The organism is Pseudomonas sp. D1-1, from assembly GCF_051132225.1.
In the GTDB taxonomy this organism is placed as follows: Bacteria; Pseudomonadota; Gammaproteobacteria; order Pseudomonadales; family Pseudomonadaceae; genus Aquipseudomonas.
In genome coordinates this window covers 4688874-4704137 of record NZ_CP071676.1, presented here as the reverse complement: position 1 = coordinate 4704137, position 15264 = coordinate 4688874, and the positions used below count along the sequence as shown (strand labels likewise).

The following is a 15264-nucleotide window of genomic DNA, read 5'->3' as shown; positions in this document are numbered from 1 at the left end:
GACAACTCGGTGTGCCAGGCAAATGAGTTGCCTGATATTTGGGGCTGCTTCGCAGCCCAGCGGGGATAAATCCCCTCGCCACAGGGGTATGGGTAGAACCAACCACTGAAGTTCATTCCCCCTAAAGCCGCCAGGCGGGCTGCCGCCGACGCTTGATTACGTTATACTCGCCGGCTTTCAAAAGTTCGCCAACGAGTGCTGCCCGCCATGGAAATCAACCCGATCCTGAACACCATCAAGGACCTGTCCGAGCGCTCCGAAACTATTCGGGGGTATCTTTGACTACGATCAAAAGCATGAGCGTCTGACCGAAGTCAATCGCGAGCTTGAAGATCCGAATGTCTGGAACAACCCTTCCTACGCCCAGGAACTGGGCCGCGAGCGTTCTGCGCTGGCGCAGATCGTCGAGACCCTGGACGAGTTGTCCAGCGGCCTGGCCGATTGCCGCGACCTGCTGGACATGGCCGTAGAGGAAAACGACGAAGGCGCGGTCGGCGATGTGGTCGCCGAGCTGACACGCCTGGACGAGAACCTGGCCAAGCTGGAGTTCCGCCGCATGTTCAGCGGCGAGATGGACATGAACAACGCCTACCTGGACATCCAGGCCGGCTCCGGCGGCACCGAGGCCCAGGACTGGGCCAACATCCTGCTGCGCATGTACCTGCGCTGGGCCGACAAACGCGGTTTCGACGCAACCATCATGGAACTGTCCGCCGGTGAAGTCGCCGGGATCAAGGGCGCTACCGTGCACATCAAGGGCGAGTACGCCTTTGGCTGGCTGCGTACCGAGATCGGCGTGCACCGCCTGGTGCGCAAGAGCCCGTTCGACTCCGGCAACCGTCGTCACACCTCGTTCTCGGCGGTATTCGTCTCGCCGGAAATCGATGACAACATCGAGATCGAGATCAACCCGGCCGACCTGCGTATCGACACCTACCGTTCCTCGGGGGCCGGTGGCCAGCACGTAAACACCACCGACTCGGCCGTACGGATCACCCACGTACCGACCAACACCGTGGTCAGTTGCCAGAACGAACGGTCCCAGCACGCGAACAAAGACACCGCGATGAAGATGCTGCGGGCGCGTTTGTACGAGCAGGAAGTGCAGAAACGCAACGCGGCGTCCCAGGCCCTGGAAGACACCAAGTCCGATATCGGCTGGGGTCACCAGATCCGCTCGTACGTCCTCGACGCTTCGCGGATCAAGGACCTGCGCACCAGCATTGAACGCAGCGACTGCGACAAGGTGCTCGACGGCGACATCGATGAATATTTGATCGCCAGCCTCAAGCAAGGGCTGTAACGCGACACCCACGTGGCGGGCGGGCACGCTTTCGAAGCGCGGCTCGCCGGCAGACTCCGGCCCGGGCCGGGGGCAACGAACCTGTGATGGAAACCTTAAAGACATGAGCGACCTAGAACTCGACCCGCAAGCCCTGCAACAGGAAGAAAACTCCCTGATCGCCCTGCGCAAGGAAAAGCTTGCTGCCGAGCGCGCCAAGGGCCAGGCCTTCCCCAACGACTTTCGCCGCGATTCGTACTGCGATGCCCTGCAGAAGAAGTACGCGGACAAGACCAAGGAAGAGCTGGCCGAGGCGGCGATTCCGGTCAAGGTTGCCGGTCGCATCATGCTCGACCGTGGTTCGTTCCTGGTGATCCAGGACATGACCGGTCGCATCCAGGTCTACGTCAACCGCAAGACCCTGCCGGAAGAAACCCTGGCCGCCGTCAAGACCTGGGACCTGGGCGACATCATTGCCGCCGAAGGCACCCTGGCCCGCTCCGGCAAGGGCGACCTGTACGTCGAAATGACCAGCGTGCGCCTGCTGACCAAGTCCCTGCGCCCGCTGCCGGACAAGCACCACGGCCTGACCGACACCGAGCAGCGCTACCGCCAGCGCTACGTCGACCTGATCGTCAACGAAGACGTGCGCCACACGTTCCGCGTGCGCTCGCAGGTCATCGCGCACATCCGCAGCTTCCTGATGAAGCGTGACTTCCTGGAAGTCGAGACGCCGATGCTGCAGACCATTCCGGGTGGCGCGGCGGCCAAGCCGTTCGAAACCCATCACAACGCCCTGGACATGGAAATGTTCCTGCGCATCGCGCCGGAGCTGTACCTCAAGCGCCTGGTGGTCGGTGGTTTCGAGAAGGTCTTCGAGATCAACCGCAACTTCCGTAACGAAGGCGTTTCGACCCGGCACAACCCCGAATTCACCATGCTCGAGTTCTACCAGGCCTACGCCGATTACAACGACAACATGGACCTGACCGAAGAACTGTTCCGCGAGCTGGCACAGTTGATCCTGGGCAGCACCGACGTGCCGTACGGCGACAAGGTGTTCCACTTTGGCGAGCCGTTCGTGCGCCTGTCGGTGTTCGATTCGATCCTCAAGTACAACCCGGAAATTACTGCGGCCGACCTGCAGGACATCGACAAGGCGCGTGCCATCGCCAAGAAGGCCGGCGCCAAGGTGCTCGGCTTCGAAGGCCTGGGCAAGCTGCAGGTGATGATTTTCGAAGAGCTGGTCGAGCACAAGCTGGAGCAGCCGCACTTCATTACCCAGTACCCGTTCGAAGTGTCGCCGCTGGCCCGTCGCAACGACGAGAACCCGAGCGTGACCGACCGTTTCGAACTGTTCATCGGTGGCCGTGAAATCGCCAACGCCTACTCCGAGCTCAACGACGCGGAAGACCAGGCCGAGCGCTTCATGGCCCAGGTGGCCGACAAGGACGCCGGTGACGACGAAGCCATGCACTACGACGCCGACTTCGTTCGCGCCCTGGAGTACGGCATGCCGCCGACGGCTGGCGAAGGCATTGGCATCGATCGTCTGGTGATGTTGCTGACCAACTCACCGTCGATCCGGGATGTCATCCTGTTCCCGCACATGCGGCCCCAAGCGTAAGTGTTTCAATTAAAAAGCCGCCTCGATGGGCGGCTTTTTAATGCCTGTCTGGTACAAACGTATCAATTGGTTACTTCTGAAATAGCGAGGAAAGACCTGTCGTGAATCGTGCAATGGCTCCAGAAGGTGCAGCGGGCGTCGCCACTGCTGTCGCTGAAAGTGTTCAGTACCAGGGTCGCAAGGCCAGCCGACAGGGCAGTGAACAGCGCCGCCAGGAGATTCTCGACGCGGCCATGCGAATTGTCGTGCGCGATGGCGTGCGGGCGGTGCGCCACCGCGCGGTGGCCGCCGAAGCGGGCGTGCCGCTGTCGGCCACCACTTATTATTTCAAGGACATCGACGACCTGCTCACCGACACCTTCGCCCAGTACGTGGAACGCAGCGCGGCGTTCATGGCCAAGCTGTGGACCAACAATGAAGGCCTGCTGCGCGAGATGGTCGCCTACGGGGATGGCAGCGCCGCGTCGCGCTCGCAACTGGCGGACGACATCGCGCGGATGACGGCGGACTACGTGCAGCATCAATTGCACAGTCGTCGCGACTACCTGATGGCCGAACAGGCCTTCCGCCAGGAAGCACTGCTCAACCCGCGCCTGGCGGTGTTGGTGCGTTCTCACCAGCAGATTTTGCTGCACGGCACCTGCCAGTTTTTCCAGGTCCTGGGCTCCCGCGAGCCACAACAGGATGCCAAAGTGTTGACGGCGATTATCGGACGGATGGAATATCAGGGCTTGCTCAATGGCGCCGAGCCGGTAGCTGAAGAAGACATGCTCGGCATCCTGACCCGTTACATGCACTTGGTACTGGCGTCGGTGTGACCCTGGTGGGTTATTACGGTCCCCTGTGGCGAGGGAGCTTGCTCCCGCTGGGCTGCGCAGCGGCCCCTCTTTTATGAGCGCTGCGCACTCAAGCGGGAGCAAGCTCCCTCGCCACGGAAGACAAGACGCTGAAGCCATAGGGAGTTCCAATGAAAGCCTGGCGTGCCGTTGCACTGGCCGTGTCGTTGCTGCTGCTCAGTGGCTGCCTGGTGTCGTTCAAGGCGCCGTTGCCCGACAGCGAAGCCGCGCCCAAGGGCCTGCTCGGCCACTGGACCAGCACCAACGCCTGGGGTGAGCCGGTAAACCTGGAGCTGACGGAGGTCGGCAAGCATCGCTACCAGGCCGTCAGTTATTTCAGGGCCAGGCCTCAGGAGCGCGAAGCCATTCCCCTGACCGTCTCCCGCCACGGCAGTCGCTGGTATTTGTCGGCCAAGGTGCCGGCTCGCTTCGGCGGCCATTTCGTCATCGCCGGTTTCGAACTGACCGACAAGCAGGAACTGGTGGTCTACAACCTGGACATGGAACAGATCAACCAGGCCATCGGCCAGAAGCTCCTCAGCGGCCAGCCAAACCAGAGCGAGGAGGGTGATGGCGTGCTGGTGGACAGCGACATGAACAAGGTTTTCAGCTACCTCGACGACCCGGCCAATTCCGATGTGTTCTCGGAAGCCGTGCGCTACCAGCGACTGAGCAAATCCCAATAACGGCTACAAGCGGACGTTTTTTCACAGGAGTTTCGGGTGGACGATTACCAGCAGACGATACGCACCTTGTCCGATCGCATTGTGCTGGCGCAGACACCGATCCGCATTCTCGACGCGGTGAAGTGGGACGAGAGCATCCGCAAGGGGTTTCTCAAGGCCAAGGGCAAGGAAATGCCTGCGGTGGATCGTGATTATTACCTTAACCGGCCACTGTCCTTCGATTCCAGCAAAGTGAAGCTGGAGTTCCAGAACATCGAGCGTGACATCACCCGTCAGCTTGGGCAGTTCAACCCGGTGGGCCAGATCATGCGGCGCATGTGCAAGGAATACCGCATGGTGGTGCGCATGCTCGAAGCGCGCGGCACCGAGGACTTCGGGCTGATTTCCCAGGAGCTGTACGGCGCCGCTTCCGACGCCTTTCACGCCGGTGACCCGACCTTGGCCGACCTGGGCCTGATGCTCTCCGACTACCTTAACAACATCGATGGCCGTGGCGACCTCAAGGACGAGCCCAAGGTGCTCAGTGCCAAGGAGGCCGTCAGCCTGTTGCAGCATCGCCTCAACCGGGTGTTTGGCGAGGCCGAGGAAACCATTCGCGTATTCGAGTCCGACGGTATCGTTGCTGACGCGGCGGCGGGCGCCGACTACATCAAGATCCGCACCGACGCGATGTTCAACGAGCGGGATGTGCGCGCCCTGGAGGTCCATGAGGGACTGGTGCACGTTGGCACCACCCTCAATGGTTTGAACCAGCCGATCTGCACCTTCCTGTCCAAGGGCCCGCCCTCGTCGACGGTGACCCAGGAAGGCCTGGCGATCCTGATGGAAATCATCACCTTCGCCTCCTACCCGAGTCGCCTGCGCAAACTCACCAACCGCACCCGCGCCATCCATATGGTGGAGGAGGGGGCCGACTTCCTGCAGGTCTTCGAGTTCTTCCGCGAGCAGGGCTTCGAAATGGCCGAAAGCTACGGCAACGCCAGCCGCGTTTTCCGTGGCTCGGTGCCGACCGGTCTGCCATTTACCAAAGACTTGTCCTACCTCAAGGGCTTCATCATGGTTTACAACTACATTCAGCTGGCCGTGCGCAAAGGCAAGCTGGAGCAGGTGCCGCTGCTGTTCTGTGGCAAGACCACCCTGGAGGATATGCGCACCCTGCGCCAGTTGGTGGATGAGGGCCTGGTCGTGCCGCCCAAATACCTTCCGGAGCAGTTTCGCGACATGAACGCACTGTCGGCGTGGATGTGCTTCTCCAACTTCTTGAACCACCTGAGCCTGGACCGGATCGAAGCGGATTATTCGAACATTCTTTAACAGCACCACCCATCCCCTGTGGGAGCGAGCTTGCTCGCGATAGCGGTGGTTCAGTCAACGCCTTTGCTGACTGACCTGCCGCTATCGCGAGCAAGCTCGCTCCCACAATGGGGTGTGTGTAACCTCCAATTTTACGAGGCTTCACCGGATGCGAACCCTCGGCATCATTTGCCTGCTGCTGGCCCTGAGTGGCTGCAGCTCCCTGCTGTTCTACCCCGAACGCGGCCTGCCGTTCACGCCGCAGCGGGCCAAGCTCGAATACCGCGACGTCACCCTGACCACGGCTGATGGCCTGAAGCTGCGTGGCTGGTGGCTGCCGGTGAAGCCGGGTGTCGAGGTCAAGGGCACGGTGCTGCATTTGCACGGCAACGGCGGCAACCTGTCCTGGCACCTCGGCGGGAGCTGGTGGTTGCCGGAGCAGGGTTATCAAGTGCTGATGGTCGATTACCGGGGTTATGGGGTGTCCGAGGGCGAGCCGAGCCTGCCGGCGATCTACCGGGACATCGACGCTGCGTTCAAATGGCTCGACCAATCGCCCGAGGTCCAAGGCAAGCCGCTGGTGCTGCTCGGCCAGAGCCTGGGTGGCGCGCTGGCGGTGCATTACCTGGTGGAGCATCCTCAGCGTCAACAGCAGCTCAAGGCGCTGGTGCTTGATGGCGTGCCCGCCAGCTATCGCGACGTCGGACGCTTTGCCCTGAGCACTTCATGGCTGACCTGGGCGTTGCAGGTGCCGCTGTCCTGGCTGGTGCCGGACGGCGACAGCGCCATTGGCTCGATCGCACAATTGAACGGCGTGCCGAAACTGATCTACCACAGCCTTGACGACCCCATCGTGCCCCTTTCCAACGGCATCCGCTTGTATCAAGCTGCGCCGCCGCCCCGGGTCCTGCAACTGACCCGGGGCGGCCACGTGCAGACTTTCGCCGACCCGACCTGGCGAACCGTGATGCTGCGCTACCTCGACGATCCCCTGCACTTCGATGGCTTGCGCCGCCTGGGCGAGGTGCCGAACTACCCGAAATCCTCCGTTGAATCATCCGAGAACCCGCAATGAGCGAAGAACGCAACGCCATCCCCCTGATCATCACCGGTATCTGCAGCATTCTCGGCACTGTCGCGGCGCTCTGGTACTACGGCTATCTGCATTTCGCCAAGCCCGAGGATGCGTTGCTGCTCAACCAGTTCACCATGCTCAAGACCGTGCCGGGCGAAGACTATAAAGTCGCCCTGGAGCCGGCGCCCCAGGTCGCCCAATGCGTCGATGGCGTACTGGTGCTGTTCGACACCGAGCAGAAAGGCCTGACCGGTGTGCTGATCAACGAGAAGAAACGCGCGGTGCGCTGCATGGGGCAGGAGACGCCGCAGAAGCTTCAGCCATAAGCCAATTGAAGCGCACCACACCTCCCCTGTGGGAGCGAGCTTGCTCGCGATAGCGGTGGTTCAGCTACATTGTCAGTGGCTGATACTCCGCCATCGCGAGCAAGCTCGCTCCCACAGGGAGCTGTACAGCCAAACATCTTCTGCCAATAAAAAGCCCCGCCTGATTGAAGTCAGGCGGGGCTTTTGCGTTGCAGTCAGCCGATCAGTTGGCGCTCATGGTCGAGCGCGGGGCGACTGGCTGGTTGTCGTTGGAAATGGTGACTTCCACGCGACGGTTCATGGCACGGCCCGAGACGCTGGTGTTGTCGGCGACCGGAAATTCCTTGCCGTAACCCTGGGTCACGATGCGGGCCGGGTCGACACCCATTTTTACCAGGGCGGTACGCACGGAGCTGGCGCGGCGTTCGGACAGCGACTGGTTGTAGGAATCCGAACCGGTGCTATCGGTATAACCTTCGATGATCACCTTGCGATCCGGGTTTTCCTGGAGGAACTGCGCCAGTTTGCTCACATTGGTCATGCCGCTGGCGCGCAGGTCGGATTTGTTGGTGGCGAACAGCACGTCACCGAAGGTCACCAGCGTACCGCGCTCGGTCTGCTTGGCGTTGAGGCTGTCCTGCAACTGCTTGATCTGCGCGTTGCGGGCGTCGAGCAGTGCGCGGGCGCGTTCGTCACCGGCGTTTTTCAGCTCGGCTTCGGCGTTGCGCAGGGCGATGGTCTGCTTGGCCACTTCGACGCGCTGGTTGGTCAGGTAGGCCAGTTGGTCAACCTTGGCTTCGTCTTCGTTGTCCAGGTAGGCCTTGTCGGCCTTGGCCAGGAAGTCGGAGGCCTCTTTGGTTTCCAGGGCCGCGACCTTGGTGGCCGCCGGGTCGGCCTGCAGGCCGTTGTAGTTGGTACGGGCCTGTTCCAGGTTAGCGTTCGGGTCGTGGGAGCAAGCGGCCAGGGCTACGCAGGCGGCAAGCAGGGCGGGCATCATGAAATGTTTGTGCGTCATAGTCTGTCGTCCTTTTATCAATGAGAAGTACGTCGTGGCTCGAACAGGGTTACTGAACCTTGTTCATGCCTTCCTGACGCAGTTCCTGAACCCCTTTCTGGGAATCCTTGAGGGCCTGTTCGGCCTTGGCTGCCAGGGCCTTGCGTTCGGCAACGCGCGCATCCCATTCGGCCTGTTCGGCCAGACGCTTGGCCTCTTCATAGTTCTCGTCGTGCATGGCGATCTCGGCCTGCTTGAGTTTGTCCTGGGCGGATTTCATTTCCACCGCGGCGAACTCGGTGCCGCCCGCGCTGACGGCGCTGTTGACCGCCGATTGCGTGACCGCGTATTGCTCCGAAGGTGGATTGCCGGCGCAACCGGCCAGGATGAAGCTGCTACCGATAGCCAGGGCAGCCAACTTCAGGCCGCGCAAGCCAGTGGATGAGGGTTTGGCAGTGCAGGTATTCATAGGCTTCAACTCCATTGGAAAACTCCTGAAAAAACACTAATCCATGCTGGGACCGAAGCCGTGACGTCTGTTTTGGCGCTGGCGCCAGGGCGCGTTTATTTAAACGACCGTTCCAGTATGGTTACTCGGTGTGACCCGAGGCGTTTTTCAAAAGTTCAGGTAAGGATGGCCAATCGCCAAAAGAAATGCTGACTGATCGGTCAGTTGCCAAAAAGCTGAACTTTCAAGGCGGGCAGCGGTATTCCGGCACCACAAACTCGGTAGCGGTGCCGGGATAACGCGATGCGGGGGGAGGGAAATCAGTGCTTGGACTTGTCGTTTTGCGAAGAGAGTTGGCGCAGATGACGACGGGACAAGGCGAGAAATCGCGGGGTCGCACCGACGTCTTCGTACAGCGGGTCGCCTTCTTCATCGGTGGCCACGACCTGCGCGCCCTTGATGTAGGGGAAGCTGGCTTCCAGCTCCTCCAGCGCAGCGCCGATCAATTCGCCGAGCAGTTCTTCGGGCTGGCGCTTGGGGTACATGTCGCAGATCGCCGCCAGGCGTGCGGCGGCTTCCACATCCAGATGAATCGTATAACCGGTCTGGGTCAGGTGACCCTTGGCGTTTTCTTCCCAGTGCTGAGCAAGTTCACGGATTTTCATGATGGCGCCTCAATGGACCCGCTCGTGGCGGGCGCGACAGTGACAAGCCGTTGTGTGGCTTACCCATGAGACTAGCTTTGGCTGACAAGGTTTAAAGTCCCTTCGTCGCTTGTCATAAGCGACCGGCATCGGCACTCTCTCCTACAAAGCTGTCTGGACCTTTTTGCTGGAGACCTGCTGATGACCGATATTGATGCCCGCTTGCGCGAGGACGTCCACCTGCTCGGCGAACTGCTGGGCAATACCATTCGCGACCAGTACGGAGACGCCTTTCTCGACAAGATCGAGCAGATTCGCAAAGGCGCGAAGGCTGACCGACGCGGTTCGATGGATGCGGAACTGAGCGCCAGCCTCAACCAGTTGAGCGAGGACGAGTTGCTGCCGGTAGCGCGGGCGTTCAACCAGTTCCTCAACCTGGCCAATATCGCCGAGCAATACCAGCTGATTCACCGCCGCGAAGAATCCAGGCCGGCGCCGTTCGAAGCACGCGTGCTGCCCGAGCTGCTGGCGCGCCTGCGAGCCGAAGGCCATGGCGCCGAAGCGTTGGCCCGGCAGTTGGGCCGGCTGGAAATCGAACTGGTGCTCACTGCGCATCCCACGGAAGTCGCCCGGCGCACGTTGATCCAGAAATACGACGCGATCGCCGCGCAACTGGCCGCCCAGGACCATCGCGACCTCACCAGTGCCGAGCGCGCGCAGATCCACGAACGCTTGCAGCGGTTGATCGCCGAAGCCTGGCACACCGAAGAGATTCGCCGGACCCGCCCGACGCCCGTGGACGAGGCCAAGTGGGGCTTCGCGGTGATCGAGCATTCGCTGTGGCACGCCATCCCCAATTACCTGCGCAAGGCTGACCAGGCCCTGCATGCCGCCACCGGGTTGCGCCTGCCGCTGGAGGCCGCGCCGATCCGCTTTGCCTCGTGGATGGGTGGCGACCGGGACGGCAACCCGAACGTCACCGCCGCGGTCACTCGCGAGGTGTTGCTGCTGGCGCGCTGGATGGCGGCGGACCTGTATTTGCGCGACGTCGACCATCTGGCCGCCGATTTGTCCATGCAGAAAGCCAGCGAGGCCTTGCGCGCCCAGGCCGGTGACAGCGCCGAGCCCTATCGCGCGGTGCTCAAGCAATTGCGCGAACGCCTGCGAGCCACGCGCAACTGGGCCCAGGCCTCCCTGAAGGGCACGACGCCGGCGACCGCCGAGGTGTTGCAGGACAACCGTCAACTGCTTGATCCGTTGGAGTTGTGCTACCAGTCTCTGCATGAGTGCGGCATGGGCGTGATTGCCGACGGGCCGTTGCTCGATTGCCTGCGCCGCGCGGTGACCTTCGGCCTGTTCCTGGTGCGCCTCGACGTGCGCCAGGACTCGACGCGGCACACGGCGGCGATGACCGAGATCACCGATTACCTCGGGCTGGGGCGTTACGAGGAATGGGACGAAGAGCAGCGCATCGGTTTCCTCTTGGGCGAGCTGAATAATCGCCGGCCCTTGTTGCCGCCTTACTTCAAGCCGTCGGCCGATACGGCGGAAGTCCTGGCCACGTGCCGCGAGGTTGCGGCGGCACCGGCAGCGTCCCTGGGCTCTTATGTGATTTCCATGGCCGGCGCGGCTTCCGATGTGCTGGCGGTGCAGTTGCTGCTCAAGGAGGCCGGCGTATTGCGGCCGATGCGCGTAGTGCCGCTGTTCGAAACCCTCGCCGACCTGGACAACGCCGGGCCGGTGATCGAACGCCTGCTGTTGCTGCCGGGTTATCGCTCGCGCCTGCAAGGTCCCCAGGAAGTGATGATCGGCTATTCCGACTCGGCCAAGGACGCCGGGACCACGGCGGCAGCCTGGGCGCAATACCGCGCCCAGGAGCGGTTGGTGGACATCTGCCGCGAGCAGCAAGTCGAATTGCTGTTGTTCCATGGCCGCGGTGGCACCGTCGGCCGTGGCGGCGGCCCGGCGCACGCGGCGATCCTGTCCCAGCCGCCGGGATCGGTGGCCGGACGTTTCCGCACTACCGAACAGGGCGAAATGATTCGTTTCAAATTCGGCCTGCCGGACATCGCCGAACAGAACCTCAATCTTTACCTCGCCGCAGTGCTTGAAGCGACCTTGCTGCCACCACCGCCGCCAACCCCGCAATGGCGGCATCTGATGGATGAACTGGCTGCCGACGGGGTCAATGCCTACCGGGCCGTAGTGCGGGAAAATCCGCAATTTGTCGAGTATTTCCGCCAGTCCACGCCGGAACAGGAACTGGGTCGCCTACCCTTGGGCAGCCGTCCGGCCAAACGTCGGGCCGGCGGTATCGAAAGCCTGCGGGCGATCCCGTGGATTTTCGGCTGGACCCAGACCCGGTTGATGCTGCCGGCCTGGCTCGGTTGGGAAACCGCCCTGGGCAAGGCGCTGGAGCGCGGCGAGGGCGAACTGCTCGGGCAGATGCGTGAGCAATGGCCGTTCTTCCGCACCCGCATCGACATGCTGGAGATGGTCCTGGCCAAGGCCGACGCCGATATTGCCCAGTCCTATGACGAGCGTCTGGTGGAACCGGCGTTGCTGCCTTTGGGCGAGCATTTACGCGACCTATTGTCGCAGGCCTGTTCCGTGGTCCTGGGCCTGACCGGCCAGTCGCAGCTACTGGCACATAGCCCAGACACGCTGGAATTCATCCGCCTGCGCAATACCTACCTCGACCCGCTGCACCTGTTGCAGGCCGAGCTGCTGGCACGTTCGCGGCAGCAGGACGTGGCCCAGGGCAGCCCTGTGGAACAGGCGTTGCTGGTGTCTGTGGCAGGGATTGCCGCCGGTTTGCGCAACACCGGCTAATCTCCCGGAGGGTTAAAAAACAGCACGCCCGGCCTGTCCGGGCGTAGCTGTTTGCAGGGGCAGGGAGGTCGACCAGGCGACAGTTTGTTGTCCGCTTGCGACTCTCACTCCCCCCTACGAAGGTCGCGTGCGGCGCGGGTTACTCCGACTTTCGGCGGCTTGTGTGGGTCGGGCCCGCTGTGTATCTTGATCAGCCTTTGGCCGTTTGGGCGGTCACGATCAAGTTTTTCGAAGATTGGCCCCACGAGGCGAATCCGAGCGTTTTACATAAAAAAATTGAGGAGCACATCGATGCGCGTCATTCTGCTGGGAGCTCCCGGGGCCGGTAAAGGTACTCAGGCAAAGTTCATCACCGAAAAATTCGGTATCCCGCAAATCTCCACTGGCGACATGCTTCGCGCCGCGGTCAAGGCTGGCACCCCACTGGGTGTTCAGGCCAAGAGCATCATGGATGCCGGCGGCCTGGTGTCGGATGACCTGATCATCGCGCTGGTCAAGGACCGCATTGCTCAAGCCGACTGCGCCAATGGCTTCCTGTTCGACGGTTTCCCGCGCACCATTCCCCAGGCTGAAGCCCTGGTGACTGCCGGTGTGGAACTCGATCACGTGGTCGAAATCGCGGTAGACGACGAAGAAATCGTCCAGCGCATTGCCGGCCGTCGCGTTCACGAAGCGTCCGGTCGTGTCTATCACACCGTCTACAACCCGCCAAAGGTCGCCGGCAAGGACGACGTGACTGGCGACGAGCTGGTGCAGCGCAAGGACGACACTGAAGAAACCGTGCGTCATCGCCTGTCGGTCTACCATTCCCAGACCAAGCCGCTGGTGGATTTCTACCAGAAGCTGTCCGCTGCCCAGGGCAAGCCGAAGTACAGCCACATTCCAGGCGTCGGCTCGGTCGACGCGATCACCGGCAAGGTGCTTGAAGCACTGAGCTGAAAACGCTGATCGCAGCCTCAACTACGGCCCGCTTGCGGGCCGTAGTTGTTTATACTGGCGCACTTTTTCCCACCTGATTTACGGACATATCGATGAGCACCTTGCTGGCCCTGGACACCGCGACTGAAGCTTGCTCCGTTGCCTTGCTGCATGACGGCAAGGTCACGAGCCACTACGAGGTGATTCCGCGCCTGCATGCGCAAAAATTGCTGCCTATGATTCAGCAATTGCTCAGCGATGCCGGGATCACCTTGCAAGCCGTGGATGCGATCGCCTTTGGTCGCGGCCCAGGGGCGTTTACCGGCGTGCGCATCGCCATTGGCGTCGTGCAGGGCCTGGCCTTCGCCTTGGAACGCCCGGTATTGCCGGTCTCGAACCTGGCCGTACTGGCCCAGCGCGCCTTGCGCGAGCACGGCGCGCATCAGGTAGCGGCCGCCATCGATGCGCGCATGGACGAGGTGTACTGGGGCTGCTATCGCGAAACCGCTGGCGAGATGCGCCTGGTCGGTGCCGAGGCGGTGTTGCCACCCGAAGCGGCGGCGTTGCCGGCTGACACCAGCGGCGACTGGTTCGGCGCCGGTACCGGTTGGGGCTACGGCGAGCGAATCGGCGTCAGCCTTGTCGGCCAGGATGCCTCGATGTTGCCCCATGCCGAAGACCTGCTGGCCCTGGCACGCTTTGCCTGGGAACGCGGCGAAGCCATCCCTGCCGACGATGCGCAGCCGGTGTACCTGCGGGACAAGGTCGCGACGCCCAAGTCCGAACGGTAAACCCAAACTTGACCACACTCTCGAGCGAGCACAATTGTGGCGAGGGAGCTTGCTCCCGCTGGGGCGCGAAGCGCCCCTGAAATCTCCTTGGTATCCTTACTGGTCGGGCTGAAATTAAGTCTTGGGGTTGCTTCGCAACCCAGCGGGAGCAAGCTCCCTCGCCACGAAGGCGTTGCTCCGGCTCAAAACCCGCCAAAGTCATCCCAAGACCCAAAAGTCACACCCAAAATTGCCAGTCGTCACTTTTTTCGCCGGTTTTTAAACCTTTTCGCCTTTATGTGTTCTAGTTATCACTTGCGCATTTGCGCGGATACGAATGTGCCGCTAAATTGCCATCATTGATACCGAGCATTCTGTTATGCGTATAGACGGCGTTTCATCCCAGTCCTACCCCATCAAGCGTCGGCCTCGTGCGGGTAAAGCCGCTGAGCCGGAAAACTTCGATGACATCGATGGTGAGCTGGAATTTCCGTCCGAAGAGCAACTGGCCGCCCGCGCCGCCAAAGCCTCTGCGCAACGCCTGAGCAATCTTCCCGCCCGTCAGCAGGACATGCTGTATCACCGCGCCATGAGCCGCAGTGTCGCCACGGCGCTGGCCAGCTACCTGAGCACCGCCGGTTTTGTTGATTGGGATATGGAAGTGCTGGGCCTCGACCTCTATATCTGATGCGGTTGCCCTACTATCTGGGTTGCCCGTCCTGGAGCGAAAACGCCTGGCGCGATTATCTTTATCCCCAGGACGCCAAAAGCTCCGATTTCCTCGGTCTCTACTCTCAAGTATTCAACGCCGTGGAAGGCAACACGACCTTCTACGCGAGCCCGGCCGCGTCCACCGTTCAGCGCTGGGCCGAAATCATGCCCGAGCACTTTCGCTTCACCGCCAAGATCCCCGGTGACATCAGCCACGGCGGCGACCTGCGCGAACACCTGACCGCCACCGAAACCTTTGTCCAGTTGCTAAGCCCCTTGGGCGAGCGCGTCTCGCCGTTCTGGCTGCAACTGTCCAAGGCGTTCACGCCCAATCGATTGCAGGAGCTGGCGGCATTCATCGACGCGTTCCCACGGTCGTTGGCCGTAGAGGTGCGTCACGATGAGTTTTTTGCCAAAGGCGACGCTGAACGACAGCTCAACCGTTTGCTGCTCGATCGTGGTGTCGAACGCATCTGTCTCGATCCCCGCGGCCTGTTCAGCTGCGCGTCGACCGCCCCTGAAGTCATTCACGCGCAATACAAGAAACCCCGGGTGCCGACGCGACCGGCGGCGTTCACTCAATACCCGCAGGTGCGTTTCGTCGGTCATCCGGTAGTGGAGGCCAACGAGCTGTTCCTGACGCCATGGGTAGAAAAAATCGCCGTGTGGATCGAAGAGGGGCGCACGCCGTATATGTTCCTGCACACCGCGGACAATCTGCTGGCGGCGAAACTCGCGATGCATTTTCACAGCCGCCTGATGAAGCGTTTGCCTGGCTTGCCGGCGCTGCCTGAGCTATATAGAGAACCCGCCGCCGAGCAACTCGGTCTGCTCTGAGGCGAA

General features: G+C 61.7%; 15 protein-coding genes. 12 read left to right on the top strand and 3 right to left on the bottom strand.

Translation table 11 applies throughout. The features are described from left to right. The first annotated feature begins 207 nt into the window (after positions 1–207). From prfB to J3P86_RS21095, 7 genes are all read left to right on the top strand, one after another. A protein-coding gene (gene prfB, locus J3P86_RS21125) for a peptide chain release factor 2 (protein ID WP_095963568.1) occupies positions 208–1303 on the top strand; the annotation gives its coding sequence in 2 pieces (ribosomal slippage) (positions 208–279 and positions 281–1303; 1095 coding nt in all). 103 nt (positions 1304–1406) lie between these two features. Beyond that, complete coding sequence (gene lysS / locus J3P86_RS21120) at positions 1407–2909, top strand: lysine--tRNA ligase (RefSeq protein ID WP_434628655.1); 1503 nt, start codon at positions 1407–1409, stop codon at positions 2907–2909. Between the two features lie 101 nt (positions 2910–3010). After that, complete coding sequence (locus J3P86_RS21115; RefSeq protein WP_434572066.1) at positions 3011–3727, top strand: TetR/AcrR family transcriptional regulator; 717 nt, start codon at positions 3011–3013, stop codon at positions 3725–3727. A 149-nt stretch (positions 3728–3876) separates the two neighbouring features. Further along, positions 3877–4431, top strand: a complete 555-nt coding sequence (locus tag J3P86_RS21110) for a hypothetical protein (RefSeq protein WP_305499058.1) — start codon at positions 3877–3879, stop codon at positions 4429–4431. Positions 4432–4467: 36 nt separating this feature from the next. Then, a complete protein-coding gene (locus tag J3P86_RS21105) occupies positions 4468–5745 on the top strand; it encodes a flavohemoglobin expression-modulating QEGLA motif protein (protein WP_014336757.1) in 1278 nt (425 codons plus the stop codon). A gap of 148 nt (positions 5746–5893) precedes the next feature. After that, complete coding sequence (locus J3P86_RS21100) at positions 5894–6799, top strand: alpha/beta hydrolase (RefSeq protein WP_434696910.1); 906 nt, start codon at positions 5894–5896, stop codon at positions 6797–6799. Then, on the top strand, positions 6796–7125 hold the full coding sequence (locus tag J3P86_RS21095; RefSeq protein ID WP_434698777.1) for a hypothetical protein: 330 nt from the start codon (positions 6796–6798) through the stop codon (positions 7123–7125). The genes J3P86_RS21100 and J3P86_RS21095 overlap by 4 nt, the downstream gene beginning before the upstream one ends. 202 nt (positions 7126–7327) lie before the next feature. Here J3P86_RS21095 and J3P86_RS21090 read toward each other — a convergent pair whose 3' ends face one another. From J3P86_RS21090 to J3P86_RS21080, 3 genes are all read right to left on the bottom strand, one after another. Continuing rightward, on the bottom strand, positions 7328–8119 hold the full coding sequence (locus tag J3P86_RS21090; RefSeq protein ID WP_305499061.1) for an OmpA family protein: 792 nt from the start codon (positions 8117–8119) through the stop codon (positions 7328–7330). A 49-nt stretch (positions 8120–8168) separates the two neighbouring features. Next, positions 8169–8582, bottom strand: coding sequence for a DUF4398 domain-containing protein (locus J3P86_RS21085; protein WP_434698776.1), 414 nt, complete (start codon positions 8580–8582; stop codon positions 8169–8171). A gap of 284 nt (positions 8583–8866) precedes the next feature. Next, positions 8867–9211, bottom strand: a complete 345-nt coding sequence (locus J3P86_RS21080; protein ID WP_434698774.1) for a pilin assembly protein — start codon at positions 9209–9211, stop codon at positions 8867–8869. Between the two features lie 180 nt (positions 9212–9391). On the opposite strand from J3P86_RS21080, the gene ppc reads away from it, so the two are divergent. The 5 genes from ppc to J3P86_RS21055 all read left to right on the top strand — a co-directional run bounded on the left by ppc (position 9392) and on the right by J3P86_RS21055 (position 15258). Beyond that, positions 9392–12022, top strand: a complete 2631-nt coding sequence (gene ppc / locus J3P86_RS21075; protein WP_434698773.1) for a phosphoenolpyruvate carboxylase — start codon at positions 9392–9394, stop codon at positions 12020–12022. A 291-nt stretch (positions 12023–12313) separates the two neighbouring features. Continuing rightward, positions 12314–12961: an adenylate kinase gene (gene adk / locus J3P86_RS21070; RefSeq protein WP_434698771.1), complete on the top strand. Its 648-nt coding sequence runs from the start codon at positions 12314–12316 to the stop codon at positions 12959–12961. A gap of 92 nt (positions 12962–13053) precedes the next feature. Further along, positions 13054–13731, top strand: coding sequence for a tRNA (adenosine(37)-N6)-threonylcarbamoyltransferase complex dimerization subunit type 1 TsaB (tsaB, locus tag J3P86_RS21065; protein WP_434601733.1), 678 nt, complete (start codon positions 13054–13056; stop codon positions 13729–13731). Positions 13732–14089: 358 nt separating this feature from the next. Continuing rightward, positions 14090–14398, top strand: coding sequence for a hypothetical protein (locus tag J3P86_RS21060; RefSeq protein ID WP_305499067.1), 309 nt, complete (start codon positions 14090–14092; stop codon positions 14396–14398). Beyond that, entirely contained in the window at positions 14398–15258 is an 861-nt protein-coding gene (locus J3P86_RS21055; RefSeq protein WP_434698770.1) for a DUF72 domain-containing protein, read from the top strand. Before J3P86_RS21060 ends, J3P86_RS21055 begins: the two co-directional genes overlap by 1 nt. Positions 15259–15264: the final 6 nt, after the last annotated feature.